At 64.8% G+C, this 24,567-nt stretch carries 27 protein-coding genes, 1 tRNA gene and 1 pseudogene; 13 read left to right on the forward strand and 16 right to left on the reverse strand.

From position 1 onward, the window contains the following. The 7 genes from D580_RS0112415 to D580_RS0112445 all read right to left on the reverse strand — a co-directional run. Positions 1 to 152 (reverse strand): BMC domain-containing protein (locus tag D580_RS0112415; protein ID WP_018954701.1); only part of this gene is annotated, 152 nt, incomplete at its 3' end. 42 nt (positions 153 to 194) lie between these two features. Beyond that, positions 195 to 527: a carboxysome peptide B gene (locus tag D580_RS0112420; RefSeq protein ID WP_018954702.1), complete on the reverse strand. Its 333-nt coding sequence runs from the start codon at positions 525 to 527 to the stop codon at positions 195 to 197. Positions 528 to 530: 3 nt separating this feature from the next. Beyond that, a complete protein-coding gene (locus D580_RS0112425) occupies positions 531 to 788 on the reverse strand; it encodes a carboxysome peptide A (protein ID WP_012639730.1) in 258 nt (85 codons plus the stop codon). A gap of 23 nt (positions 789 to 811) precedes the next feature. Further along, positions 812 to 2,227 (reverse strand): carboxysome shell carbonic anhydrase, encoded by a 1,416-nt coding sequence (locus tag D580_RS0112430; protein WP_026289956.1) that lies wholly within the window; start codon positions 2,225 to 2,227, stop codon positions 812 to 814. A 167-nt stretch (positions 2,228 to 2,394) separates the two neighbouring features. Beyond that, a complete protein-coding gene (locus tag D580_RS0112435; protein ID WP_018954704.1) occupies positions 2,395 to 5,289 on the reverse strand; it encodes a CsoS2 family carboxysome shell protein in 2,895 nt (964 codons plus the stop codon). 149 nt (positions 5,290 to 5,438) lie between these two features. Then, positions 5,439 to 5,771 (reverse strand): ribulose bisphosphate carboxylase small subunit, encoded by a 333-nt coding sequence (locus D580_RS0112440; RefSeq protein ID WP_018954705.1) that lies wholly within the window; start codon positions 5,769 to 5,771, stop codon positions 5,439 to 5,441. A 65-nt stretch (positions 5,772 to 5,836) separates the two neighbouring features. Beyond that, entirely contained in the window at positions 5,837 to 7,258 is a 1,422-nt protein-coding gene (locus D580_RS0112445) for a form I ribulose bisphosphate carboxylase large subunit (protein ID WP_018954706.1), read from the reverse strand. 356 nt (positions 7,259 to 7,614) lie between these two features. Here D580_RS0112445 and D580_RS0112450 point away from each other — a divergent pair, with 356 nt between their 5' ends. Continuing rightward, a complete protein-coding gene (locus D580_RS0112450; RefSeq protein WP_018954707.1) occupies positions 7,615 to 8,595 on the forward strand; it encodes a LysR family transcriptional regulator in 981 nt (326 codons plus the stop codon). Between the two features lie 75 nt (positions 8,596 to 8,670). Here D580_RS0112450 and D580_RS0112455 read toward each other — a convergent pair. Together D580_RS0112455 and ispB are read right to left on the reverse strand one after the other, a co-directional pair. Further along, positions 8,671 to 8,747 (reverse strand) — tRNA-Pro (locus D580_RS0112455). A 61-nt stretch (positions 8,748 to 8,808) separates the two neighbouring features. After that, entirely contained in the window at positions 8,809 to 9,777 is a 969-nt protein-coding gene (ispB, locus tag D580_RS0112460; RefSeq protein WP_018954708.1) for an octaprenyl diphosphate synthase, read from the reverse strand. Between the two features lie 160 nt (positions 9,778 to 9,937). On the opposite strand from ispB, the gene rplU reads away from it, so the two are divergent. The 4 genes from rplU (at position 9,938) to proB (ending at position 12,813) form a co-directional block, all read left to right on the forward strand. Further along, positions 9,938 to 10,249 carry a 50S ribosomal protein L21 gene (gene rplU / locus D580_RS0112465; protein ID WP_012639737.1) on the forward strand — a complete coding sequence of 104 codons (312 nt, stop codon included), beginning with the start codon at positions 9,938 to 9,940 and terminating at the stop codon, positions 10,247 to 10,249. Between the two features lie 18 nt (positions 10,250 to 10,267). Then, positions 10,268 to 10,525 (forward strand): 50S ribosomal protein L27, encoded by a 258-nt coding sequence (gene rpmA, locus D580_RS0112470; protein ID WP_012639738.1) that lies wholly within the window; start codon positions 10,268 to 10,270, stop codon positions 10,523 to 10,525. A gap of 145 nt (positions 10,526 to 10,670) precedes the next feature. Beyond that, positions 10,671 to 11,714, forward strand: coding sequence for an Obg family GTPase CgtA (cgtA, locus tag D580_RS0112475; protein ID WP_018954709.1), 1,044 nt, complete (start codon positions 10,671 to 10,673; stop codon positions 11,712 to 11,714). Beyond that, positions 11,686 to 12,813, forward strand: a complete 1,128-nt coding sequence (proB, locus tag D580_RS0112480; RefSeq protein ID WP_018954710.1) for a glutamate 5-kinase — start codon at positions 11,686 to 11,688, stop codon at positions 12,811 to 12,813. Before cgtA ends, proB begins: the two co-directional genes overlap by 29 nt. A 158-nt stretch (positions 12,814 to 12,971) precedes the next feature. Here the strand turns inward: proB and rpsT are convergent, their stop codons facing one another. Next, on the reverse strand, positions 12,972 to 13,232 hold the full coding sequence (gene rpsT / locus D580_RS0112485) for a 30S ribosomal protein S20 (RefSeq protein ID WP_018954711.1): 261 nt from the start codon (positions 13,230 to 13,232) through the stop codon (positions 12,972 to 12,974). Positions 13,233 to 13,506: 274 nt separating this feature from the next. Here rpsT and D580_RS0112490 point away from each other — a divergent pair, with 274 nt between their 5' ends. From D580_RS0112490 to ispH, 8 genes and pseudogenes are all read left to right on the forward strand, one after another. Then, entirely contained in the window at positions 13,507 to 13,977 is a 471-nt protein-coding gene (locus D580_RS0112490) for a DsrE family protein (RefSeq protein WP_231363554.1), read from the forward strand. Positions 13,978 to 14,160: 183 nt separating this feature from the next. Next, positions 14,161 to 14,694, forward strand: a pseudogene (locus tag D580_RS15555) (DsrE family protein). A gap of 150 nt (positions 14,695 to 14,844) precedes the next feature. Next, positions 14,845 to 16,401, forward strand: a complete 1,557-nt coding sequence (gene murJ / locus D580_RS0112500) for a murein biosynthesis integral membrane protein MurJ (protein ID WP_018954714.1) — start codon at positions 14,845 to 14,847, stop codon at positions 16,399 to 16,401. 232 nt (positions 16,402 to 16,633) lie between these two features. Next, positions 16,634 to 17,560, forward strand: a complete 927-nt coding sequence (gene ribF, locus D580_RS0112505; protein ID WP_018954715.1) for a bifunctional riboflavin kinase/FAD synthetase — start codon at positions 16,634 to 16,636, stop codon at positions 17,558 to 17,560. 93 nt (positions 17,561 to 17,653) lie between these two features. Beyond that, positions 17,654 to 20,467 (forward strand): isoleucine--tRNA ligase, encoded by a 2,814-nt coding sequence (gene ileS, locus D580_RS0112510; RefSeq protein ID WP_018954716.1) that lies wholly within the window; start codon positions 17,654 to 17,656, stop codon positions 20,465 to 20,467. A gap of 183 nt (positions 20,468 to 20,650) precedes the next feature. Further along, the gene (gene lspA / locus D580_RS0112515) at positions 20,651 to 21,142 is read left to right on the forward strand and encodes a signal peptidase II (protein ID WP_018954717.1); all 492 of its coding nucleotides are present in this window, start codon (positions 20,651 to 20,653) and stop codon (positions 21,140 to 21,142) included. Further along, positions 21,139 to 21,576: an FKBP-type peptidyl-prolyl cis-trans isomerase gene (locus D580_RS0112520; RefSeq protein ID WP_018954718.1), complete on the forward strand. Its 438-nt coding sequence runs from the start codon at positions 21,139 to 21,141 to the stop codon at positions 21,574 to 21,576. The genes lspA and D580_RS0112520 overlap by 4 nt, the downstream gene beginning before the upstream one ends. Positions 21,577 to 21,772: 196 nt before the next feature. Next, the gene (gene ispH, locus D580_RS0112525) at positions 21,773 to 22,705 is read left to right on the forward strand and encodes a 4-hydroxy-3-methylbut-2-enyl diphosphate reductase (RefSeq protein ID WP_018954719.1); all 933 of its coding nucleotides are present in this window, start codon (positions 21,773 to 21,775) and stop codon (positions 22,703 to 22,705) included. 65 nt (positions 22,706 to 22,770) lie between these two features. Here the strand turns inward: ispH and D580_RS0112530 are convergent, their stop codons facing one another. The 6 genes from D580_RS0112530 to D580_RS16890 form a co-directional block, all read right to left on the reverse strand. Continuing rightward, on the reverse strand, positions 22,771 to 23,175 hold the full coding sequence (locus D580_RS0112530; protein WP_018954720.1) for a type II toxin-antitoxin system VapC family toxin: 405 nt from the start codon (positions 23,173 to 23,175) through the stop codon (positions 22,771 to 22,773). Beyond that, complete coding sequence (locus tag D580_RS0112535) at positions 23,176 to 23,424, reverse strand: AbrB/MazE/SpoVT family DNA-binding domain-containing protein (RefSeq protein ID WP_018954721.1); 249 nt, start codon at positions 23,422 to 23,424, stop codon at positions 23,176 to 23,178. Positions 23,425 to 23,548: 124 nt separating this feature from the next. Beyond that, positions 23,549 to 23,767 carry a type II toxin-antitoxin system VapC family toxin gene (locus D580_RS0112540; RefSeq protein WP_018954722.1) on the reverse strand — a complete coding sequence of 73 codons (219 nt, stop codon included), beginning with the start codon at positions 23,765 to 23,767 and terminating at the stop codon, positions 23,549 to 23,551. Beyond that, positions 23,767 to 23,997 carry a type II toxin-antitoxin system Phd/YefM family antitoxin gene (locus D580_RS0112545; protein ID WP_018954723.1) on the reverse strand — a complete coding sequence of 77 codons (231 nt, stop codon included), beginning with the start codon at positions 23,995 to 23,997 and terminating at the stop codon, positions 23,767 to 23,769. The genes D580_RS0112540 and D580_RS0112545 overlap by 1 nt, the downstream gene beginning before the upstream one ends. Before the next feature lie 125 nt (positions 23,998 to 24,122). Beyond that, complete coding sequence (locus D580_RS16885) at positions 24,123 to 24,263, reverse strand: hypothetical protein (RefSeq protein ID WP_231363551.1); 141 nt, start codon at positions 24,261 to 24,263, stop codon at positions 24,123 to 24,125. Between the two features lie 12 nt (positions 24,264 to 24,275). Further along, positions 24,276 to 24,422: a hypothetical protein gene (locus D580_RS16890; RefSeq protein ID WP_231363552.1), complete on the reverse strand. Its 147-nt coding sequence runs from the start codon at positions 24,420 to 24,422 to the stop codon at positions 24,276 to 24,278. Positions 24,423 to 24,567 lie beyond the last annotated feature (145 nt).

Raw genomic sequence — 24,567 nt, forward strand, 5'->3', positions numbered from 1 at the left:
ACCATCACGGTCACGTAACCACCACCCACGAACTGACGGCCGATCAGGCGCACTTCGGAGGCCTTGGTCATGGCATCAGCCGCTTCGATCGCGGGCACCAGACCACGGGTCTCGATCATGCCGAGGGCCACACCAAAACGTTCATTAGCCATTACTTTTCTCCTGAATTAACGAGTTCAAATCCCAAATCCCGCTCACGCCACCTTGTGTGGAGTGGCAGAGCCTTGTGCTTCAGCCTGGTTGCCGCTGGCCGGCTTGCCGGCGGCCGTCTTGTTACCTTCATCATCGTCCCAGTGGTCGATGATCCCGCCGATGGTCAGATCCGTCAGCGTCGCGCGGTTGTCCAGCGCATAGCGCGCCGCTGAACCGCTGATGGTGAACACCCAGTTGCCCGGATGCGCGCCGACGGGGTCCACGGCGACACTCAGATTCCCCTTGCTGTCCGCCAGCACCCGCAGGGATGCGGCGAACAGCCCCGGCACACGCCGGGTCACCACCAGTTCGTCGACCACCCGCATGATGTCCACGGGTCAGCCCTCTTCCTCGTCCCAGTAATCGATGATGCCCACGATGGTGGCATCACTGGGGTATTCCTTGCTGCCGGCGGCCTCTCGCGCCGCCGAGCTGCCCACCACGATGACCCAGTCACCGGGCACGCAACCCACGGAGTCCACGGCCACCATGCGCGGGCCACCGGCCTTCTCACGCACCACCAGCAGGGGACGATGACCCAGGTCCTTGATTCGGTTGGTCGAAACCAGCGTCTTTTCAACCTTGCAGATCTTCATGTCTTTGTCCCGTGCCTACCGCTTCAATCTTCCAGCAGTTCGAGCCTGCTGCCACTCTTCTTGTCGCGTATCACCATGTGGCAGCCGATCAGGCTCTTTTCCGCCAGATCCCTGAAGCGCTCCATGATGGCCGCCTTCACGCGCCTGCAATGGGCCTCGACCCGTTCCCGCGAACCCGGCACATTCCGGTTATAGCGGTAATGCACCACCACCGGGATGGGCAGACCGCGCGCGATGTTCAGTGGCCTGAAGATCTGGTTCACGGCCACGTCCATGTTCTTCGCGTCTTCCTCCATGGTCTCCAGGTGCGTGAAGTACGCAAAGTTGCGCACCTGCATCTCGGAGAAATGATCACCCACGATGATCATCCGCTCCTGGTGTCCCACGTCCGCATACCGGCCACCGTGGTAGCGGGCCACGTAGTCGAGCTGCGAGATATTGTTCAGCAGCAGCCTCGACACCAGCCTCAACATGCCTTCGTGGGGCGGCCCGTTGCCCTTGCCCCAGCCCTGGGTATTGATCGCCTCCTGGATCGCCTCATAGACACGCAGCGATGCCGACTGGGCGTCCATCTCCAGGGTCTCGCGGTAAAGCTCACCGCAGTCCACAAAGCGGTACAGGCTCATGCGCGTGTCCGCATCCGGCACGTGCACCTTGATGGCGTCCGTGTCCGTGTCCACGCCGATCAGCAGTGTGTCCACCGATGCGCCGCAGCTGTACGTGTTCTCGATCGCCTGCCTGAAGGCCCGCAACTGCAGCAGCGCGGCCTCGGCCGCATCGCGTTCGTTGCTGCCGTGGGCAGCACAGCCCTCCTGGTTGGGCTTGGAGCTGCTGTAGTGATAGGCAGCGATCTTCAGGTAGCGACTCGGCACGTCCGCCGAGGTCGGCACCCCTTCCCGGTGGCGGATCAGCTCCCGCCTGGTCCAGTGCTGGACACCCTCTTCGATGTCAAACAGCGCACCGGCATAACTTCTCACCCGTACTGCCAGGGCGGGCAGGCGCAGGATGAAACGCCGCAGGCCCAGCAACCGGCCGTCCGAGCAGGGCGTGATGTCCACTTCGTGGAAATCACAGTCCAGGAAGTAGGCGATGGCCCTTTCCGCATCGGCGATCAGGTCATCACGACCTTGCCAGTGTTCATTCACCACCTGGTCGAACTTCCTGAACATGCCGTGCAGGTACAGGGCTCGGGTATCCAGGTCCTTGATCCAGGCATCCGCTATCAGATGTTCCGGCAGCTGGTAACCCAGCTTGCGCTGCACCAGCTCCTGGGCGCGCAACTCGAAGTCCGCCTCATGCTGCAGCGCGTGTACTTCCTTGAGCACCGGTATCAGCCGCGAGAACTTTTCCCGGAAACCCCGCTCGTACTCGTACAAGGCCGCGTTGGCCTCCTGATCCGCCAGGGGATGCCCCGGCAGATAGGGTTCCAGCGCGCTCATCTCGCCACTGCAGGCGTGAGCTACCTCGCCTTCGTGATCTCCATCCTGCGGTTCCGCTTCCTGCTCCGGTCCCGGCTCCCTGGATGCCACGTAGCGGCTGCCCAGGGGGGTCTTGTTACGATGTCGCCGCATGCACGCTCACGCGATCGTTCACAGTCAGTCCGACTTCAACCACGAGCACCACCGGACAGGGTCACCAGGGAACCGGCACCGGTATTTCCGGAGCTGCCGGTGATCTTGCTCTGGGGCACTTCCGGGCGCTCCATGCCGCGGTAGCTCACGGCACTGCGACCCTCGCCCCGGGGCTGACCCCGCAGGCTGGTGTTGCGGCGCACGGAGAAACCTTCCGTGCCGGTCACACTGCTGCCACGGGCCCAGTGGTCGCCGGTGATGGTCACGCCGGTCTCGCTGCCATTGCCGGTGATGCGGCTGGTGGCGGGCTGGGCGGGCTCCTCAACCTGCATGGGCTGCACGGGCACCTGGGCGGCCACGCCCTCGGCGTAGCGGAATTCCGGGGTACCGGAGACCAGACCGGCGGCCTTGTTGATGGGGCCGGTGATGTGGCCGTTGTTGCCATACGCAGTGCCGGTCACGGAACGCTCGCGGCGTTCCCAGGCCTGGCGGGCCGGGGTCATGACGCTGAAGCGGCTGTTGGGCGCAGGCTCGAAGGCCTGGCTCACCACTGGCGCAGCCTGCACGGCCATGCCTGCGGGGCGCATGCGCGGATGCACGTTGGCGGCGCCGCCCATGTGACAGGCCTGGGCATAGTCATCGGCACCCACGTAAGGCGTACCGGAGACAACTTCACAGGCACCCGCTTCGGTACCCGTGACATGCCTGTCGTAGCCCGGCTGGCTGCCGGTGATGGGCATGCCCGGGGTGGCGTGACGCTGGGCGACGCGCTGCTGCGCGGCGCTGTTGTCGACGGTCTCGCAGAAGGCCTGGTACTGATCGGGGCCCACGTAGGCGGTACCGGTCACGGGCTTGCAGGCACCGTATTCGTCACCGGTGACCTTCACGCTGCGACCCACGGCGGTGCCGGAGACGGCCTGCATATTCCAGGTGCGGCTCACGGTCACCTTCTCGGGCGAGGCCACGGGACGGGTACCGCAGAAGGCGTCGTAGTGCTCGGAACCCACGTATTCGGTACCGGTGATCGGCTTGCAGCCGCCGTACTCGTCGCCGGTGACCTTGAAGGATCCGCCCACCACGGTGCCGGAGACCTCGCGACCCTTCAGGGTGTGCATCACGCCCACCTTGGGCACGCCGCCGGCACCGGGGGTATCGCAAGCCGCGGCATAGTCAGCCTGGTTGTAGTAGGGCGTGCCGGTCAGCCGGGCGCAGGAACCGGACTCGTTGCCAGTCATGCGCTCGCTGCGGCTCACGGCGGTGCCGGTGACGGCCTGGCCGTGTTCCGTGCTCATGCGCTGAACCTTTTCCGGGGCAGGCGCCGGGCGGGTACCGCAGATGGACTCGAACTGCTCGGAGCCGATGTACTCGGTGCCGGTCACCGGCTTGCAGCTGCCGTACTCGTCGCCGGTCACCTTCACGGAACGACCCACCTCGGTGCCGGTCAGCTCGCGTCCGCGCAGGGTGTGCATGACGCCCACCTTGATCGGGGCGCCCTCAGGCTTTCCCACGCAAGGCACCTCGCTGGCGGCCTCGTTGATGTACTCGGTACCGGTGATGCTGCGGCAGGAGCCGGGCTCATCGCCGGTCACCTTCACGCTGCGGCCCACGGTGGTGCCGGAAACGGTCTCGCCCTTGCGGGTAGGCATGGCGCCGATCTTGCGCGGGGCCGGGGCGGGGGAGGTGGCGCAGAAGCCCTCGAACTGCTCGCTGCTGATGTACTCGGTGCCGGTGATGGGCTTGCAACTGCCGTATTCATCGCCCGTCACCTTCACGGAACGGCCCACCTCGGTGCCGGTCACGCCCTGGCCACGCAGGGTGTGGCTGGCGCCCACCTTGGGGGCATTGGCGTTCGGCCGGGTCCGGCAGAAGGCGTCGTACTGCTCGGCGCCGGTGTACTCGGTGCCGGTGATGGTCCGGCAGCTGCCGGCCTCGATGCCGGTAACCCGGGAGGTGCGATCCACCTGGGTGCCGGAGACACGCTGGCCGGCGAGGGTGGTGCCCTCCTCGACCTTCACCGGACCTGTGGGGCGCACGCGGCCGCAGGGTCGACCCTTGTCATCGCTGCCACGGCCGATGTTGCAGAGTTCTTCACGACGCTGACGGGCGATCTCGCGCCCGGACAGGCCCTTGCGCTGGGCGCCCTTCCAGGAGCCCTGCTGGGGCAGGGTGCTCACGGACACGCTGCCATTGGGGCCGCGCTTGCGCAGCGCCTTCTTGCCGCTGCCGGCCAGGGCCTGGCGGCGGGCCATGCACAGGGCGCGCACGGCGGAAACCATGGGCTGGGGCAGATCGCTGTCGGCGGTGGCATCCACCACCTCGCACACCGCGTCGAGACCCGCCTGCATAGCGGCCTCTTCCAGGGTGGGCTGCATCTCTTCCCGCTTCTTGCCCTTGCAGCCGCAGCCGCAACCTTCTTTCTTGACACCCGCATCACGGGTCTCGGCCGGCGTCTCAGCCTGGGCGCGATAGTCGCTCTGGCGGGTCCGTTCGGTCTGCTGGCCCAGGGCCTTCTTGCCGGCCGAAGACAGGGCCTGACGACGCAGGCGGCAGATCTCGCGACCGCTCATGTCGGAGCAGTCCACATTGGCGGAGGCGGCCAGGGCCTCCAGACTTTTGACCTTTCTGGCACCGGCACGGGCCATGCCCAGGGCGCTCTTGCCCAGGGCAGCCTTGCCGTTCTGCGCCATGGCCTGACGACGTGCCAGAGCGGCCTGACGACCGTTGGACAGCCCGGTGTTCACCCCAGGCGCGGGCGCCGTGATCGGTGCCGGCGCCGGTGCCGGCGCCGCAAGCACGGGCTCACGGGGACGCTCCGCTGCGACGGGCGCCGACGGGGCGCTCACGGCAGCACTCTGGCGTCGCGCGGCCGCGCTGCGGCTCGCACTGGCGCTGGTCTGGGTGTTGACGCTGGCCTTGCCATTGCGGGACATGGCCTTGCGCCGCTCGAGGGCGAGTTCGCGACCCCGAGAAGTGCCGGACGCGGCTGTCGAATTACTCATGGCACATCCTTCCTGATAGGCGTCTGCTGTATATGGCTGCGTATGGGGCCGGGCCACGAAGGCCCGGCCTCACCCGGCAATCAACGACCGCGGTACACCACGAAGGCCATGCCCTGGCTCTGGGCGTAGTTGTCGTAGGCCACGAAGCGAACCATCTGGTTCGGGTATTCGCGATGGCAGGCCTCGATCTCGGCCAGCACGGCATCCACGGACTGCTCACCGAACAGGGGCAGCTTCCACATGTGCCAGTAATGGCCAAAGGCATTTTCCTTGTCGCTGTGCTCCACGGCAGGGTTCCAGCCCTGGGCGATGCAGTAGGCGATCTGGCGACGCACCTGCTCGGCGTTCATCTCCGGCAGGTAGGAGAAGGTTTCGTACTTCGGAGTCTGCTTGTAGCTCTGAATATCGGACATGTCGGTATCCCTTTATCTGGTTCTCATGACGCGGGCGGCAGGTTCTGCCACCCGCGCATCGACGATTACTTGTGCGCAACGTCCAGCTTGTCGACGGTGTCGAACTCGAACTTGATCTCTTTCCAGGTTTCCATGGCGATCTTCAGTTCGGGGCTATGGGCGGCGGCAGCGGTGAGGATCTCCTTGCCTTCGCGCTCCAGCTCGCGGCCTTCGTTGCGGGCCTGCACGCAGGCCTCCAGGGCCACGCGGTTGGCATGGGCGCCGGCCGCATTGCCCCAGGGGTGACCCAGGGTGCCGCCACCGAACTGCAGCACGGAGTCGTCGCCGAAGATGGTGACCAGGGCGGGCATGTGCCACACGTGGATACCACCGGAGGCCACGGCGAACACGCCGGGCATGGAGCCCCAATCCTGGTCGAACATGATGCCGCGGCTGCGGTCTTCCGGCACGAACTGCTCACGCAGCAGGTCGATCCAGCCCAGGGTCGCGGCGCGGTCGCCTTCCAGCTTGCCCACCACGGTACCGGTGTGCAGGTGGTCGCCGCCGGACAGACGCAGGATCTTGGCCAGCACGCGGAAGTGGATACCGTGCTTGGGATGACGGTCGAGCACGGCGTGCATGGCGCGGTGGATGTGCAGCAGCACACCGTTGTCACGGCACCAGTTGGCCAGACCCGTGTTGGCGGTGAAGCCGCCGGTGATGTAGTCGTGCATGATGATCGGGGCGCCGATTTCCTTGGCGTACTCGGCACGCTTGTACATCTCTTCCGGGGTCGGGGCGGTCACGTTCAGGTAGTGGCCCTTGCGCTCGCCGGTCTCCGCCTCGGCCTTGTGGATGGCCTCCATGACGAAGTCGAAACGCTGGCGCCAGCGCATGAACGGCTGGGAGTTGATGTTCTCGTCGTCCTTGGTGAAGTCCAGACCGCCACGCAGACACTCGTACACAGCGCGGCCGTAGTTCTTGCCGGACAGGCCCAGCTTGGGCTTGATGGTGCAGCCCAGCATCGGACGACCGTACTTGTTCATCATGTCGCGCTCGACCTGGATACCGTGGGGCGGGCCACCGCAGGTCTTCACGTAGGCGATCGGGAAGCGCACGTCTTCCAGACGCAGGGCACGCACGGCCTTGAAGCCGAACACGTTGCCCACCAGGGAGGTGAACACGTTCACCACGGAACCCTCTTCGAACAGGTCGATGGGGTAGGCGATGAAGGCGTAGAAGCACTCGTCGTCACCAGGCACGTCTTCGATGCGGTAGGCGCGGCCCTTGTAGTAGTCCATGTCGGTCAGGAGGTCGGTCCACACCGTGGTCCAGGTACCGGTGGAGGACTCGGCGGCCACGGCTGCGGCAGCCTCCTCGCGGTCCACGCCGGGCTGGGGCGTGATCTTGAAGCAGGCCAGAAGGTCGGTATCGAGCGGGACATACTCCGGCGTCCAGTACGTCTGCCGGTACTCCTTCACGCCAGCGCTGTATTTCTTGGCGGCCATGTGCGACTCCTTAAATGTATTGAGGATCGAAAACCACGCCTGTGGCCCGCGCAAGGCGAGACCGCAAGCCATTTTGATTTGGACTGCTGGAATCCTAGAGGAAAGGCCAGCATAATTAACAATCAATTATTGTGATTATTACGATAACTGATCACTTATGTTTTGGCCGGGGAGATCGAGATCCTACGGCCACGCCGACAGTGCGATTGCCATCGGCCAGTCTGATGCGGCGAGCAGGCCCGGACGCATCGGCTTGGCACCCGGGCGGTACTAAAAGCCCGGGCACCCGTCACCGAATGCAGTCTTTCTTTACAGGCGGGGCCTGCCGGAAAACCATCCAAACGGTGGGGATCGACATGATGAACTTTACCTTCCGCCAACTCAAGGCCTTTGAGGCGGTAGCCAGACACCTCAGTTTCACCCGTGCCTCCCAGGAGCTGCACCTCACCCAGCCCGCCGTTTCCATGCAGATCAAGCAGTTGGAAGAGCACGCCGGCCTGCCGCTGTTCGAACAGGTGGGCAAGCGCATCTTTCTGACCGAGGCGGGCCGGGAGATGTATCACTACAGCCAGGCGATCTCCGCCCAGCTCTCGGAACTGGAAATGGTGCTCGACGAGCTGAAGGGCTTCAGCCGCGGCCGGCTGACCATCGCCGTAGCCAGTACTGCCAACTATTTCGTGCCGCGCCTGATCGCCGCCTTCTGCCACCGGCACAGCAACGTGTCCGTGACCCTCGAGGTTACCAACCGGGAGTCCCTGCTGAGCCTGCTGTCCGCCAACGCCATGGATCTCGCCATCATGGGCCAGCCGCCGGACAAGGAACTGGTGGCCCACCCCTTCATGGAAAACCCCCTGGTGATGATCGCGCCCCCGGACCACCCCCTGACCCGCGAGCACAGCATCCCGCTGGAGCGCCTGCGCAGTGAGCCCTTCATCCTGCGCGAACCGGGCTCCGGCACCCGGGGCGCCGCCGAGCGCTTCTTCGAGCAGCACGGCGAGCAGTTGCTGCCCAGCCAGGTGATGCACAGCAGCGAGGCCATCAAGCAGGCCGTGGAAGCGGGACTGGGGTTGGGCGTTCTCTCCCTGCACACCCTGGAGATGGAACTGGCCCTGGGACGCCTGGCGGTACTGGACGTGGCCGGCTTCCCCATCCGCCGCCACTGGTACCTGGTCCACCCCCAGGGCAAGCGCTTCTCCCGGGTGGGCCAGGCCTTCCTGGACTTCACCCTGCAGGAGGCCTCCGGGATCCTGCGCCTGCCTACCCTGGAGACGTCCGGGCCCGCCTCTGCCCAGATGCCGGGCACCAAGGCATCAGGACGCAAGAAATCCAGGGCCTGAAGACCCCCTGCGCGGGCAAAAGAAAAGGGCCTGACCGGTTGCCGGTCAGGCCCTTCGACATTCGGTACGTATAGATGGTCGGAGTGAAAGGATTCGAACCTTCGACCCCTGCCTCCCGAAGGCAGTGCTCTACCAGGCTGAGCTACACTCCGAAGAATTGCGCAAGATACAAGATCCAAGAGACAAGATACAAGAAAAAACAGCGGCCACCCTTCAAAAACCCCGCGTCACCGAGAAACGGGCCAGGGATTCCAGGGCCTGGCGCTCCGGGCTGTCGGGCAGCACGGCGAGGCTCGCGGCGGCCCGGTCGGCCTCGGCGGCGGCCACGGCACGGGTGTAGTCCAGCGACCCGGTGGCTTGGATGATCCCGAGCACCCGATCGGCATAGTCGCGCCCGCCCTGCTCGATGGCCTCGCGGATCAGCCCGGCCTGGTTGGCGTCACCCACCCGCATGGCGTGGATCAGGGGCAGGGTGGGCTTGCCCTCGGCCAGGTCGTCACCCATGTTCTTGCCCATCTCCTCGGCGGAGGCGCCGTAGTCCAGCACGTCGTCGATGAGCTGGAAAGCGGTGCCCAGGTGCATGCCATAGGCCGCCATGGCCTGCTCCACCGGCTCCGGCTGCCCGCCCAGCACGGCGCCGATGCGGGCGGCGGCCTCGAACAGCTTGGCGGTCTTGGACTGGATCACCTCCATGTAGCGCTCCTCGGGGGTGTCCGCGTCGTGGCAGTTGAGCAGCTGCAGCACCTCGCCCTCGGCAATGGTGTTGGTGGTGTGGGCGAGGATCTCCATGACCCGCATGGAACCGATCTCCACCATCATCTCGAAGGAGCGGGAGTAGAGGAAATCCCCCACCAGCACGCTGGCCTCGTTGCCGAACAGGGCGTTGGCGGTCTCCCGGCCCCGGCGCAGTTCCGAGGCGTCCACCACGTCGTCGTGCAGCAGGGTGGCGGTGTGGATGAACTCGATGATGGCGGCTAGGTCGATGTGGTGCCGGTCGCCGGCCCCGCAGGCCCGGGCGGAGAGCAGCACCAGCAAGGGGCGCAGACGCTTTCCGCCGCTGTTGATGATGTAGTGGCCCAGCTGGTTGATGAGCACCACGGAGGACCGCAGCCGCTCGCGGATGCGGTCGTTCACCGCATTCATGTCATCGGCGACGAGCGCGCGTATCTGGTCGAGGTCCATGGGGGATCGGGTATCGGAGAGGCCGGGAACTGCGCATGCTAGGTAGCCGGGACGGGGGGTGTCAAGATTGACACCGTCAAGAGGGTTTGACCTCGGCCCCGGCCCCCGGTATGATTCCGCTCCTTTGGATTGCCAGACCCTTTTTGGGAGACACATCAAGATGTACGCGGTCATTGCAACCGGTGGCAAACAGTATCGCGTCGCCCAGGGCGACGTATTGCGCGTTGAGAAGCTCGACGCCGAGGCAGGTGCCACCGTGGAATTCGATAACGTCCTGCTGGTCGGCAGCGGCGACGATGTGAAGGTGGGTACCCCCAACGTGGAAGGCGGCAAGGTCACCGCCACCGTCAAGGCCCACGGCCGTGGCGAGAAGGTGATGATCATCAAGTTCCGTCGCCGCAAGCACCATCGCAAGCAGATGGGCCACCGTCAGGACTTCACCGAGGTGGAGATCACCGGCATCTCCGGCTGAACTCAGAGGTAAACCGAAATGGCACACAAGAAAGCAGGCGGCAGTACCCGTAACGGCCGCGACTCAGAAAGCAAACGCCTGGGCGTGAAGCGCTTCGGCGGTCAGACCGTGCTGGCCGGCAACATCCTGGTCCGTCAGCGTGGCACCCAGTTCCACCCCGGCCTGAACGTCGGCTGCGGCAAGGACCACACCCTGTTCGCCACCAGCGATGGTACCGTGGTGTTCGAGACCAAGGGTCCCAAGAACCGCAAGTATGTAAGTGTGGTGCAGGCCTGAAGCAAGGCCGCATTTTCACTGCTTACACGAAGCCCCGACCCGTCGGGGCTTTTTCATTGCATAGAGACAAGAGGCAAGATACAAGAGACAAGTAAAAGTCACCTCTTGTATCTTGCCTCTTGTCTCTTGCCTCTGGCGCTTTCCTATGAAATTCGTCGACGAAGCCACCATCAAGGTCAAAGCCGGGGACGGCGGCAACGGTTGCGTGAGCTTCCGTCGCGAGAAGTTCGTGCCCTTCGGCGGCCCCGACGGCGGTGACGGCGGCGACGGCGGCAGCGTCTACCTGGTCGCCACCCACGACCTCAACACCCTGGCGGACTTCCGCTTCCAGCGCCATTACGAAGCCCAGCGGGGCGAGAACGGCGGCGGGCGCAACATGACCGGCGCCTCCGGCGCAGACCTGGAAATCCCCGTGCCCGTGGGCACCCTCGCCTACGACGCCGAGACCGACGAGCTGATCGGCGACCTGGTGGAGCACGGCCAGCGCCTGCTGGTGGCCCAGGGCGGCTTCCACGGCCTGGGCAACACCCGCTACAAGACCTCCACCAACCGCGCCCCGCGCCAGTCCAAGCCCGGCACCCCCGGTGAGCTGCGCGTGCTGCGCCTGGAGCTGAAGCTGCTGGCGGACGTGGGCCTGCTGGGCCTGCCCAATGCCGGCAAGTCCACCCTGATCACCCAGGTCTCCGGCGCCCGGCCCAAGATCGCCGACTACCCCTTCACCACCCTCTACCCGGGCCTGGGCGTGGTGCGCGTGGGCCCGCTGCAGAGCTTCGTGATGGCGGACATCCCGGGGCTCATCGAGGGGGCCGCCGAGGGCGCGGGCCTGGGCATCCAGTTCCTCAAGCACCTGTCCCGCACCCGGCTGCTGCTGCACCTGGTGGACGTGGCCCCGGCGGACCCCGCCGAGGATCCGGTCGCGGCGGTACGCACCATCGAGGCGGAACTGGAGCAGTTCAGCGAGGACCTGGCTAGCCGCCCCCGCTGGCTGGTGCTCAACAAGATCGACCTGATCGCCCCCGACGAGCGTGAATCCTTCGTCAAGGAACTGGTGGCACGGCTTGGCTGGGAAGGCCCCGTCTATGCCATCTCGGCGGCCACCGGCGAGGGTTGCGCATCCCTGATGCAGGCCATCATGAAATATCTCGAAGAAGCCCAAAGCCATGACGCAGACACGGCAACAGCTGGGTAAGGCCCGCCGCTGGGTCATCAAGATCGGCAGCGCCCTGCTCACCAACGAGGGACGCGGCCTGGACCACGAGGCCCTCGCCGGCTGGGCGGAACAGATCGCGCGCCTGCGCGCCTCGGGCCGGGAAGTGGTGCTGGTGTCCTCCGGCGCCGTGGCCGAGGGCATGAGCCGACTGGGCTGGACCACCCGACCCCACGCCCTGCACGAACTGCAGGCCGCCGCCGCCGTGGGCCAGATGGGCCTGGTGCAGGCCTACGAGAGTATCTTCCAGCGCCACGGCCTGCGCGCCGCCCAGGTACTGCTCACCCACGACGACCTCTCCAACCGCCGCCGCTATCTCAATGCCCGCAGCACCCTGCGCACCCTGCTGGCCCTGGGGGTGATCCCGGTGGTGAACGAGAACGACACCGTGGCCACCGACGAGATCCGCTTCGGCGACAACGACACCCTGGCCGCCTTGGTAGGCAACCTCACCGAGGCCCAGGTGCTGGTGATCCTCACCGACCAGAAGGGCCTGTTCGACCGCGACCCGCGCGCCCACGCCGATGCCCAGCTGGTCTCCGAGGGCCTGGCCATGGATCCGGAACTGCTCAAACTGGCCGCCCCCACCTTCGGCCAGCTGGGCCGGGGCGGTATGGCCACCAAGCTGCACGCCGCCGCCCGCGCGGCCCGTTCCGGCGCCTACACCGTGATCGCCTCGGGCCGCGAGCAACGGGTGCTGGAACGCATCGCCGAAGGCGAACAGATCGGCACCCTGCTGTGCCCCGACAAGGAACCGCTCGCCGCCCGCAAGCAGTGGATCGCCGGCCAGTTGATCGCCAAGGGCGAGCTGATCCTGGACACCGGTGCCACCAAGGTGTTGCGCGAGGCCGGGCGTAGCCTGCTGCCCGTGGGCGTGACCCACGTGAAGGGGGAGTTCTCCCGCGGAGATGTGGTCACCTGCGTGGACCCCGACGGCCGCCCCGTGGCCCGGGGCCTGGTGAACTATTCCGCCGACGAGGCCCGGCGCATCATGAAACACCGGGCGGACGAGATTGAAGGGATACTGGGGTACGTGGATGAACCCGAGCTGATCCATCGGGACAACTTGGTCCTGCTGTAGAACAGTAGCAAGTCTCAAGTGGCTAGTGGCAAGGAAAAAGCAAAACACCGGCTTTTCCTTGCCACTTGAGACTTGCCACTAGCCACTGCCGTTCTCATCAGGCAATAAAAAAGCCCGGCTTTGGCCGGGCTTTTTTATTGCCTGATGAGAACGGCAGCTTACATCGCCTTCACGCGCGCATTCAGACGGCTCTTGTGACGGGCGGCCTTGTTCTTGTGGATCAGGCCCTTGTTCACGGTGCCGTCGATGACGGGCACGGCGGCATTCAGGGCGGCCTGGGCGGCCTCCTTGTCACCGGCCACGACGGCCTTGAGCACCTTCTTCACGGAGGTGCGGAAACGGGAACGCAGCGCCATGTTGTGCTGGCGGTTCTTCTCGGCCTGGCGGGCACGCTTGCGGGCAGATGCGATGTTAGCCAAGGTAATGCTCCTGAAAATTCGGTGCGAGAATCGCTAAAGGGCGTGAAATATGCCGGATTCGCCCGCCCGTGTCAACGGTGAGCCCCCCTTCCCGGCGACGATTGCTAAAATTCAGGGACATGGAACCCCTCGCCGCCCCTACAGTCACAAGGGGTATCACCAAAGGCAAGGGCCGGATCAAGGCCCCTCAGCCGTTATAACAAGGAGACCCGCCATGACGACACCCCGAACCCGCGCCCTCGCCGCCACCCGCCGCGCCCCCTGGCTGAGCCTGATGGCCCTGCTGATCCTGGCGCTGGCGACCGCCTTCACCCTGCCCCAGGCCCGTGCGGATGCCGAGGCCAAGGTGATGTACCACGCGGACTTCTCCGACCCGCGCCGCTTCAGCGCCATGCTCACCAGCATCCACAACATGATGAGTCACTACGAGAACAACTTCATCGAAGCCGACGTGCGCATCATCTTTGTCTCCCACGGCATCCGTTTCATCACCGACAACCCCCTGGAGGGCACCCCTTTTGCCGAGGACGAGCGCCTGAAGGAGGAACGGGACAACCTGCGCGGACGGCTCATGAGCCTGGTGAACATGAACGGCGTGAAACTCGAGCTCTGCGACATCACCCGCAGCGCCGTGCAGCTGGCCAGTGACGAGCTCTACGACTCCGTGGAGCTGGTGCCCTCCGGCGTGGTGCGCATCGCCCAGCTGCAGAACCAGGAAGGCTTCGCCTACATCAAGATCGAATAAGGCAAGTGGGAAGTGTGAATTGGGAAGTGCGAAGTGAAAACTTCCAACTTTCCAATTCACACTTCCCACTTCCGAGTTCCTCTGTAACTTTGTTACCGAACGACCTCCCCGGAATAGACATACTTTCCGTGCGCCTTTGTGGCGCCACGATAACTAGAGTCATTTCTCGAGGAGGATCCACCCATGTCTTACCCCCTGCAGGGGTGTCGCCCCGTGCCCTTCCCCCAGACCTGCCGCTGGCTCGCCGCCCTGCTGGCCCTCACCGTGTGCCTGTGGGTCTGGCCCCTTGGCGAGGCCCGAGCCTTCGAGGCCGAGGCCAAGGTGGTCTACCACGTGGACTTCGCCGACCCCGGACGGGTCAGCGCCATGATCACCAACATCTCCAACATGGCCACCCACTACGACAGCCAGCTGCGGGACTATGACATCCGCATCGTGTTCCTGTCCCATGGGGTGCGTTTCGTCACCGATGAGGACCTGGAGGGCACCCCCTTCGCCGCGGATGCCGAACTCAAGGAACGCCGCGAGAATCTGCGTGGCCGACTCATGGGCCTGGTCAACGGCCACGGCGTGAAGCTGGAACTCTGAGACCTCACCCGCCAGGCCATCAACCTGGACGCCGACAGGCTCTACGACAACGTCGAGCTCGTGTCCTCCGGCGTGGTGCGCATCGTGGAACTCCAGGACGAGGGCTTCCGCTACCTGAAGGTGGAATAAAGTACGAAGTGTGAATTGGGAGGTGAGAAGTAAAACGTCCAACTTCCCAATTCACACTTCCCCCTTCACAGGTGGTGGCCCCCTACCGGCATAACCCGCTAAAGTCCGGGTTTCCTTGCCACTTGCTACTCGCCACTTGCCACTGCCTTCATGAGCCGCCTGCTGAAATCCACCGCCGTGGTGAGCGCCATGACGCTCATCTCGCGGCTATTCGGCTACCTGCGGGACATGGTGCTGGCCATCAGCTTCGGCGCCACCGGCTCCACCGACGCCTTCTTCGTCGCCTTTCGCATCCCCAACTTCCTGCGCCGGCTGTTCGCCGAGGGGGCCTTCTCCCAGGCCTTCGTGCCGGTGTTCGCCGAGTACAAGGAGCAGCGCGGCCGCGAGGCGCTCAAGGACCTGCTGGATCACACCGCCGGGGCGCTGACGCTCGCGCTGTTCATCGTCACGGCCATCGGCATGCTGGCCGCGCCGCTGCTGATCCTGGTGTTCGCCCCGGGCTTCGCCGGCGAGGACAATGGCCGCCAGGTGCTGGCCGCCGACATGCTGCGCATCACCTTCCCCTACCTGCTGTTCATCTCCCTGACCGCCATGGCGGGGGGCATCCTGAATAGCGTGGGGCGCTTCGCGGTGCCGGCCTTCACGCCGGTGTTCCTCAATCTCTCGCTGATCGCCGCGGCGCTCTGGGGCGCGCCCTACTTCGAGGAGCCGGTGAAGGCCCTGGCCTGGGGCGTGTTCGTGGCCGGCGCCGCGCAGCTTTTGTTCCAGTTCCCCTTCCTGGCCCGCCAGGGGCTGCTGCCCCGGCCGAGGCTCAAGAAGGCCCACGAGGGGGTGAAGAAGATCACCCGGCTCATGCTGCCGGCCATCTTTGGTTCCTCGGTGGTGCAGATCAACTTGCTGGTGGACACCCTGATCGCCTCCTTCCTGGTGGCCGGCTCCATCAGCTGGCTGTACTTCTCCGACCGCTTCGTGGAGCTGCCCCTGGCCCTGTTCGGCATCGCCATCGCCACGGTGATCCTGCCGCGGCTGTCCCGGGAGCATGCGGCCAGGACACCCGAAGCCTTCAACAACACCCTGGACTGGGCCCTCAAACTAACCCTGGTGGTGGCCGTGCCCGCCATGCTGGGGCTGATCTTCCTGGCCGGGCCGATCCTCGCGAGCCTGATCCAGTACCGGGAGTTCACCGCCTTCGACACCACCATGGCGGCCATGTCGCTCATGGCCTACGCCGCCGGCCTGCCCGCCTTCATGCTCATCAAGATCCTGGCCCCGGGCTATTACTCCCGCCAGGACACCAAGACCCCGGTGAAGATCGGCATCATCGCCATGCTGGCCAACATGGGCCTGAACGTCGCCATCGTGGTGCCCTGGGTGATGCTCGACCTGCCCGGCCCCCACGCCGGCCTGGCGCTGGCCACCGGCCTGTCCGCCCTGCTCAATGCCGGGCTGCTGTTCCGGGGCCTGCGGCGGGACGGCCATTACCGCCCCCACCCCGGCTGGCGCGCCTTCCTGATCCAGGTCGCCGTGGCGGGCCTGGTCATGAGCCTCGCCCTGTGGTTCGCCACCCCGCCCCTGGAGGCCTGGGGCCAGTGGCCCGCCATGGACCGCGTCACGCGACTCCTGGGCCTGATCGCCCTAGGCTCGGCCGCCTACGGGGCCACCCTGCTGGCCCTCGGCGTGCGCCCCCGACATTTCCTGATGCGCTGAGCCCAACATCCAACGCACAGGCGCAAAGACGCGAAGATCGCAAAGGCTTTTGATCAAAAAACCTTTCAACATCCGATCCATCGAAGAACACATAGTGACCTTCCAGCCCACAATATGACGTTTTGCGTCCTTTGCGCCTTCGCGTCTTTGCGTTGAAGGCTCTTGACTGCCGCCGACACAAGGCGCACCCGCCCGGCAGGACTGATATAATCGGCGCTTTTACGGGACCGGCATGGAACTCATACGGGGCGCTCACAATCTGCGGCCGCGGCACCGGGGCACGGTGGCCACCATCGGCAACTTCGATGGGCTGCACCTGGGCCATCAGGCGGTGCTGGGTCAGCTGGCGGAGAAGGCCGCGGAGCTGGGCCTGCCCACCACGGTGATCAGCTTCGAGCCCCTGCCCCGGGAGTATTTCCTGGGCGACAAGGCACCGCCCCGGTTGCAGCGCTTCCGGGACAAGTTCCTGGCCCTGCGCCGCTTCTCCGTGGACCGGCTGCTGTGCCTGCGCTTCGACCGCGGGCTGGCCGAACAGGAGGCTGAAGCCTTCGTGGAGGAGCTGCTGGTCGAGCGGCTCGGGGTGAAGTACCTGGTGGTGGGCGATGACTTCCGCTTCGGCCGCAAGCGCAGCGGGGACTTCCAGCTGCTGCAGGCACTGGGCCAGCGCCACGGCTTTCACGTGGCCCACATGCACAGCTTCCAGGTGGACGGCGCGCGGGTGAGCAGCACCCGCATCCGCGAGGCCCTGGCCGCCGGCGACATGGAGACCGCCCAGAAACTGCTGGGCCGCCCCTATCGCCTCAACGGGCGCGTGGCCCACGGCGACAAGCGGGGCCGGACCATCGGCTTCCCCACCGCCAACCTGCGCATGGGGCCGAGACCGTTGGCGGTGCGCGGGGTCTACGCGGTGGAGGTGTTCGGACTGAACGGCGACCCGGTGCGAGGCGTTGCGAATGTGGGCACTCGACCCACCGTGGGCGGGCTGGAGAACCGCCTGGAGGTGCACCTGTTCGATGTCGACGCAAACCTCTACGGGCGCGTCCTGCACGTGGACCTGCTGGCCCGCATCCGGGAGGAACAGCGTTTCGAGTCCCTGGATGCCCTCAAGGCCCAGATCGCAAGGGACGTGGATCAGGCGAGAGCGTTTTTCGGCACATAGGGCGCCCCACGGGCGCCGCGATCCAGTTTGGCCCGCGATCCAGTTTGGCAATGAACCCTGCGCCTGCACGGCGCCCCATGGTGAAACGACTCCGTGACTGACTACAAAGACACACTCAATCTGCCCCAGACCGAATTCCCCATGCGCGCCAATCTGGCCCAGCGGGAGCCGGAGATGCTCGCGCACTGGGAAGCGGCCGAGCGCTATCGCAAGCTGCGCGAGGTCTGCGCCGGTCGCCCCCGCTTCGTGCTGGCCGACGGTCCGCCCTACGCCAACGGCAACATCCACATCGGTCACGCGGTCAACAAGATCCTCAAGGACATCATCGTCAAGAGCCGCACCCTGGCGGGCTTCGACGCCGCCTACATCCCCGGCTGGGACTGCCACGGCCTGCCCATCGAGCTGCAGGTCGAGAAGAAGATCGGCAAGGTGGGACACGAGGTGGACGCCGCCGCCTTCCGCAAGGCCTGCCGCGAGTACGCCCTGGAGCAGGTGGACAGCCAGCGCCAGGACTTCAAGCGCCTGGGCGTGCTGGGTGACTGGGAGAACCCCTACCTCACCATGGACTACCAGGTGGAGGCGGACACCGTGCGCGCACTGGGCCGCATCATCGAACGCGGCCACCTGCTCAAGGGCGAGAAGCCTGTGCACTGGTGTGTGGACTGCGGCTCGGCACTGGCCGAGGCCGAGGTGGAGTACGAGGACAAGACCTCGCACGCCATCGACGTGCGCTTCCGCCTGGACGACGAGCTCGACTTCCTGCGCCGCTGCGCCCTGGAGAACGAGGGCGACGGCCCGGTCTCCGTGGTCATCTGGACCACCACCCCGTGGACCCTGCCCGCCAACCAGGCCGTGTGCCTGCACCCGGAGCTTGAATACGCCCTGGTGCACGTGAACGGCGAGCGCCTGATCATGGCCGCCGACCTGGTAGAACCCGCCATGAAGCGCTACGGGTTCACCGATGCCCGCATCATCGGCCGCTGCCAGGGCGCCGCCCTCGAAGGCGCCCTGCTGCACCACCCCTTCCTCGACCGCAAGGTCCCCGTGATCCTGGGCGAACACGTGACGCTTGAGGCCGGCACCGGCTGCGTGCACACGGCCCCCGGCCACGGCCAGGACGACTACATCGTCGGCCTGCGCTACGGCCTGGCCGTGGACAACCCGGTGGGTCCCGACGGCAAGTTCCTGCCCGGAACGGAATTCTTCGCCGGCGAGTCGGTGCACCAGGCCAACGGCCACGTGATCGAGGTGCTGCGCGAACGCGGCGCCCTGGTGCTGGCCGAGAAGCTGCGCCACAGCTACCCCCACTGCTGGCGCCACAAGACCCCGATCATCTTCCGCGCCACGCCCCAGTGGTTCATCAGCATGGAGCAGGCTGAACTGCGCGAGCAGGCACTCAAGGCCATCCAGCAGGTGCAGTGGGTGCCCCAGTGGGGCCAGGCGCGCATCGAGGGCATGGTGGCCGGTCGCCCCGACTGGTGCATCTCCCGCCAGCGCAACTGGGGAGTGCCCATCCCCCTGTTCGTGCACCTGGAGACCGGCCGCCTGCATCCGGACACCCCTGCGCTCATCGAGGCGGTGGCCCAGCGCATCGAAAGCCAGGGCATCGAGGCCTGGTTCTCCCTGGACCCCAGCGAACTGCTCGGTGACGAGGCCGCCGAGTACCAGAAAGTGAGCGACACCCTGGACGTGTGGTTCGACTCCGGCGTGACCCACGCCACGGTCACCGACAAGCGTGCCGAGCTGGGCCTGCCCGCCGACCTGTACCTGGAGGGCTCCGACCAGCACCGCGGCTGGTTCCAGTCCTCCCTGCTCACCGCCGTCGCCATGCGCGGCACGGCGCCCTACAAGGCGGTGCTCACCCACGGCTTCACCGTGGACGCCCAGGGCCAGAAGATGTCCAAGTCCAAGGGCAACGTGGTCGCCCCCCAGAAGGTGGTGGATACCCTGGGCGCCGACATCCTGCGCCTGTGGGTGGCGGCCACCGACTACAGCGCCGAGATGGCGGTCTCCGACGAGATCTTGAAGCGCACCGCGGACGCCTACCGGCGCATGCGCAACACCGCGCGCTTCCTGCTGGCCAACCTCACCGGCTTCGACCCCGCCAAAGACATGCTCGCGCCCGGGCAGATGCTGCCGCTCGACCGCTGGGCCGTGGACCAGGCGCTGAAGGTCCAGCAGAAGGTCACCGGCGCCTACGAGCAGTACCAGTTCCACCAGATCTACCAGCGGGTGCACAACTTCTGCTCTGTGGAACTGGGCAGTTTCTACCTGGACGTGATCAAGGACCGCCAGTACACCACCCAGGCAGACAGCATCGCCCGGCGCTCCGCCCAGACCGCCATGTACCACATCATCGAGGCCATGGTGCGCTGGCTGGCCCCGATCCTCTCCTTCACCGCCGAGGAGATCTGGCAGGAGATCCCCGGCGAACGAAACGCATCCGTGCTGTTCAACACCTGGTACCAGGGCCTGTTCGCCCTGGACGCCTCCGAGGCCATGAACGAGGACTTCTGGGCCACGCTCCTGGACGTGCGCCAGGCGGTGAACCGGGAGATGGAAAAACTGCGCGCCGCCAAGGCCAGCTCACTGGATGCCGAGGTGGACCTCTACTGCGACCCGGCCCTGGCCGAGACCCTGGGGCGGCTGGGCGAGGAACTGCGCTTCGTGCTCATCACCTCCTATGCCCGGGTGCACGACGCCGCCAGCCGCCCGGACGACGCGGTGGACACCCCGCTGGAGGACGGCACGAAGCTCTGGACCCGCGTGACCCGCAGCGAGCACGCCAAGTGCCCGCGCTGCTGGCACCACCGGCACGACATCGGCGCCAACAGCGAGCACCCGGAACTGTGCGGGCGCTGCGTGGAGAACGTGACGGGCGCCGGCGAGCAGCGGCGCTTTGCCTAGGGAAATGAATGGACAGGATGAAAGACTGGGGCGAAAGACAAAACACTGGACAGGATTAACATGATTTACAAGATTATTTCTTAAAGGCTTTTTAATCCTGTAAATCATGTTAATCCTGTCTGATCCTTTTGCTCTCGGGTCTTTATCCTGTTCATCCTGTCCATTCCGATTCTGAGCAATTCCATGTTGAAATGGTTATGGCTGTCCGCCGTGGTGGTCGTCCTCGACCAGGCCACCAAGTACATCGCCGAGCGCGCCCTGGTGCTCTACGCCCCGGTGGAGATCACCCCGTTCTTTAACTTCACCCTGGTCTACAACCCCGGCGCCGCCTTCAGCTTCCTGGGTGACGCCTCCGGCTGGCAGCGCTGGTTCTTCGTCGCCGTGGCCTTCGGCGCCTCGATATTCATCTTATGGTGGCTCAGGAATCTGCGCGCCGACGAGCGCTGGACCGCCGCCAGTCTCACCCTGATCCTGGGGGGGGCCATCGGCAACGTCATCGACCGCCTCTGGCATGGCCATGTGATTGATTTCCTGGATTTCCACTATGCCGGCTACCACTGGCCCGCCTTCAACGTGGCCGACACCGCCATCACCGTTGGCGCCGTGGTGCTGGTGGGGTACAGTCTGTTGTTCGCGCGGGAGTCCGACGCCCCCGGCGCAGGAGGTCGATCATGATTGCCTACGGCAGCAAGGTGCGCATGCACTACACCATCGCCCTGGAAGACGGCATGGTGGCCGATACCACCGAGGGCGAGGCGCCCTTCGAATTCGTCATGGGTGCCGGCGACCTGGAGGAAGGCCTTGAACTGGCGCTGATCGGTCTCGAACCCGGTGACAAGCAGACCCTCACGCTCACCCCCGAGCAGGCCTTCGGCTACCCCAGCCCCGCCGCCGTGCAGGACATGCCCCGGTCCGACTTCCCCCCGAACATGCAACTCAAGCCCGGCCTGATCGTCACCTTCTCCACCCCCACCGGCGACGAACTGCCCGGCACCATCATGGAAGTGGACAAGGACACCGTGAAGGTGGATTTCAACCACCCCCTGGCCGGGCATGAGATCACCTACTCGGTAGAGATCCTGGACGTGGGGACTGGGATGGCCCCTTGAAGGCAGTGGCTAGTGGCTAGTCTCAAGTGGCAAGGAAAACCACCCTCACCCAGCCCTCTCCCTGAGGGAGAGGGGGCTTCCCTTGCCACTTGAGACTTGCCACTTGCCACTGCCTTCGAAGGTTCATTCGAAGGTTCATTCCCGACCCCTTTAATGGGACAATAGTCACCCGTTCCAACACCACCGGTCCTTTCCCATGCAAGTCATTCTCGCCAACCCCCGCGGTTTCTGCGCCGGCGTGGATCGCGCCATCGATATCGTCGAGCGCGCCCTCACCCTGTTTGGCAAACCCATCTATGTGCGTCACGAGGTGGTGCACAACAAGTTCGTGGTGGAGGACCTGCGCAACAAGGGTGCGGTGTTCGTTGAGGAACTGGACGAGGTACCTGACGGCGCCACGGTAATCTTCAGCGCCCACGGCGTGGCGCGCAGCGTGGTGCAGGAGGCGGAGCGGCGCGGCCTGCGGGTGTTCGACGCCACCTGCCCCCTGGTGACCAAGGTGCACATGGAGGTGGACCGCCATGCCCGGCGCGGCGAGGAGGTGATCCTCATCGGTCATGCAGGACACCCGGAGGTGGACGGCACCCTGGGCCAGTACGACCGCAGCCACGGTGGTGAGATGTACCTGGTTGAAACGGTTGAGGATGCCGAGCGCATCCAGATCAGAAACCCCGACGCCCTGGCCTACGTCACCCAGACCACCCTGTCGGTGGACGACACCCTGGACATCATCGAGACCCTCAAGAGCCGCTTCCCGAACATCCAGGGCCAGAAGCGCGACGACATCTGCTACGCCACCCAGAACCGCCAGGACGCCGTGAAGCAACTGGCCTCCGTATGCGACCTGTTCCTGGTGGTGGGCTCCCCCAACAGCTCCAACTCCAACCGGCTGCGGGAGATCGCCGAGAAACTGGGGGTGGAGGCCTATCTGGTGGACAACGCCGATCAGATCGAGGACCGGTGGCTGGAGGGCAAGACCCAGGTGGGCGTCACCGCTGGCGCATCGGCGCCGGAACTGCTGGTGCAGGAGGTGGTGGAACATCTCCGCGCTAATGGCATGAACACGGTCACCGAACACGGCGGCAAGCGCGAGAACATTGTATTCAGCCTGCCCAAGGCTTTACGTTGAGCACTCAGATTCGATTTGGATTGGCTACCAGGAAATCCCATCCTTTGGATCTATCTTCCCCTCGATCAGGCATCAGGCGAGATCACGTGCACCGTTGGAAAATAGGTGCGATAGCGGCGTGTATCACGGGTGAGTAAGGGAAGTTCTGCCACTGCGGCGTGAGCGCCGATGAAGAAATCGGGCAGCACATTGTGCTTCATACCGCCCTTCCTGCGATAGCGCATGAAGGCCTTGCCCGCCAGGAAAAGAGCGGCCCGGGGGATCTCCATAAACCGGAGTTGTAGATCGGAGACGACTGTTTCCAGTTCTTCCACCTGCTCAAAAGCAAGGGACAACTCCGCATATACAACCGGATTGATGGCCAGTTCATGGGCAGCGGATAACTGGCGCAATCGCGTGACGGACCATTCCGCCCACTGGGGATCGTCCTCCAGCACGTCAATGAGGACGTTCGTATCGACAAGTACCACTTACGCTTCTCCGCGCAGCAGTTCCATCAGCTCATCTGTTCTCCACTTGACGGTCGCGCGGCCACGGGCCTGTTCGAACCGGTCCCGAACGGGCGCCTTGCGCCGCCCCCGCCCCTGCACCTTACGAATTATGATCCGGCCTTGCTCATCAACGTCAAAGTCAATCTGACTGCCAGGACCGAGCCCCAAGCTTTCCCGAACCTTCTTGGGAATGGTCACCTGACCCTTGCTTGTCAGCGTATGGCTCATAGGGTGTGTCCTCCTACTCAGTATTACATTTTCATAATGTAATACCCGCAATATCGCTAAAGCAACATCAAGGGGCCAGAGTCGTTGAAATTGATTTCAACGACTTTGACCCCTTGATGTTCTGTTACCAGAGGCACCGAATCGAAAAATCACGAAATGCCGGATCGGCCGTCACCAGGGGCACCTGTTCCAATTCTGCCTGGGCGGCCAGTATCCGGTGGAACGGGTCGCGGTGGTTGACCGAATATGCCCCGGCATGGATGGATTGCCGGTAGTTCGCGGACAATCGCGAGTCATTTGTGAGCCACCACAGCAGGGCATGGGTGTCGAGCAGGATTCGCACTACTTTTCCCAAGCAGCGAGTTCATCTTCTGGCAGGGGATCGAAGAAAGCCTCCTCGACCCGGCCCTTGATGCGCCCGGGCTGACGCTTTGACGGGGTGGATCCCAAGGGAACCAGGCGTGCGTAGGGCCGGCCGGCCTTGGCCAAGATGATTTCCTCGCCGTCATGCGCCCGTTTCAAGAGCCGCGACAGATGCGTTTTCGCTTCGTGTACGTTGACCGTGGTGCTCATGAGCGCCCCCAGAATGCCTTAGCCTTAAGACTTAGTCTATTCTTCAACGTCCCAGGAAGATCAAGGGGTCAGAGTTGTTGTAATTGATTTCAACAACTCTGACCCCTTGATCTTCAGGATCGAACTCAGGAAGACGGTGTCGTTTCACCCGCTTCAGGCAAGTCTGTCTCAAAGGGGTTCAGTACCAGAATGCCACTCAGCATCTGGCCGTGCTGGAGATCTTCGGTCAGCAGGAAGCGGCAACCCGCGCGCACGGCGGCACCCACGATCAGCGAGTCCTACCACGAGAGCCGATAACGGGACTCCACGGACCAAGCCGCCTCCAACACGGCATCATCCGTCTGCACGGGCCGCCAGGTGATCAGGTCACGAATGTCTGCACGCGCCAGCTCGGGATCCATGCCGGGCGAAAGGCGGCGGGTCACTACCTGATAGTACTCCTGCAGAACTTGGTAACTCAGCCGACCCAATCCCCGGTTCCACAACACTTCGATCCAGCGGGCCGCCTGACGCTGCTTTTCGGGTGCGCTCGCGCGTCCCGGGCATATACGAGGATATTGGTATCAACGA

The organism is Thioalkalivibrio sulfidiphilus, from assembly GCF_000377945.1.
Classification (GTDB): Bacteria; Pseudomonadota; Gammaproteobacteria; order Ectothiorhodospirales; family Ectothiorhodospiraceae; genus Thioalkalivibrio_A; species Thioalkalivibrio_A sulfidiphilus_A.

Bases quoted from the DNA above. Each gene is read 5' to 3' on its own strand.
- D580_RS0112425 (WP_012639730.1), bottom strand. From the start codon at position 788: ATGAAGATCTGCAAGGTTGAAAAGACGCTGGTTTCGACCAACCGAATC.
- D580_RS0112430 (WP_026289956.1), bottom strand. From the start codon at position 2,227: ATGAGCGCGCTGGAACCCTATCTGCCGGGGCATCCCCTGGCGGATCAG.
- D580_RS0112435 (WP_018954704.1), bottom strand. From the start codon at position 5,289: ATGTCCCGCAATGGCAAGGCCAGCGTCAACACCCAGACCAGCGCCAGT.
- D580_RS0112440 (WP_018954705.1), bottom strand. From the start codon at position 5,771: ATGTCCGATATTCAGAGCTACAAGCAGACTCCGAAGTACGAAACCTTC.
- D580_RS0112445 (WP_018954706.1), bottom strand. From the start codon at position 7,258: ATGGCCGCCAAGAAATACAGCGCTGGCGTGAAGGAGTACCGGCAGACG.
- D580_RS0112450 (WP_018954707.1), top strand. From the start codon at position 7,615: ATGATGAACTTTACCTTCCGCCAACTCAAGGCCTTTGAGGCGGTAGCC.
- ispB (WP_018954708.1), bottom strand. From the start codon at position 9,777: ATGGACCTCGACCAGATACGCGCGCTCGTCGCCGATGACATGAATGCG.
- rplU (WP_012639737.1), top strand. From the start codon at position 9,938: ATGTACGCGGTCATTGCAACCGGTGGCAAACAGTATCGCGTCGCCCAG.
- rpmA (WP_012639738.1), top strand. From the start codon at position 10,268: ATGGCACACAAGAAAGCAGGCGGCAGTACCCGTAACGGCCGCGACTCA.
- cgtA (WP_018954709.1), top strand. From the start codon at position 10,671: ATGAAATTCGTCGACGAAGCCACCATCAAGGTCAAAGCCGGGGACGGC.
- proB (WP_018954710.1), top strand. From the start codon at position 11,686: ATGACGCAGACACGGCAACAGCTGGGTAAGGCCCGCCGCTGGGTCATC.
- D580_RS0112490 (WP_231363554.1), top strand. From the start codon at position 13,507: ATGGCCCTGCTGATCCTGGCGCTGGCGACCGCCTTCACCCTGCCCCAG.
- murJ (WP_018954714.1), top strand. From the start codon at position 14,845: ATGAGCCGCCTGCTGAAATCCACCGCCGTGGTGAGCGCCATGACGCTC.
- ribF (WP_018954715.1), top strand. From the start codon at position 16,634: ATGGAACTCATACGGGGCGCTCACAATCTGCGGCCGCGGCACCGGGGC.
- lspA (WP_018954717.1), top strand. From the start codon at position 20,651: ATGTTGAAATGGTTATGGCTGTCCGCCGTGGTGGTCGTCCTCGACCAG.
- D580_RS0112520 (WP_018954718.1), top strand. From the start codon at position 21,139: ATGATTGCCTACGGCAGCAAGGTGCGCATGCACTACACCATCGCCCTG.
- ispH (WP_018954719.1), top strand. From the start codon at position 21,773: ATGCAAGTCATTCTCGCCAACCCCCGCGGTTTCTGCGCCGGCGTGGAT.
- D580_RS0112535 (WP_018954721.1), bottom strand. From the start codon at position 23,424: ATGAGCCATACGCTGACAAGCAAGGGTCAGGTGACCATTCCCAAGAAG.
- D580_RS0112545 (WP_018954723.1), bottom strand. From the start codon at position 23,997: ATGAGCACCACGGTCAACGTACACGAAGCGAAAACGCATCTGTCGCGG.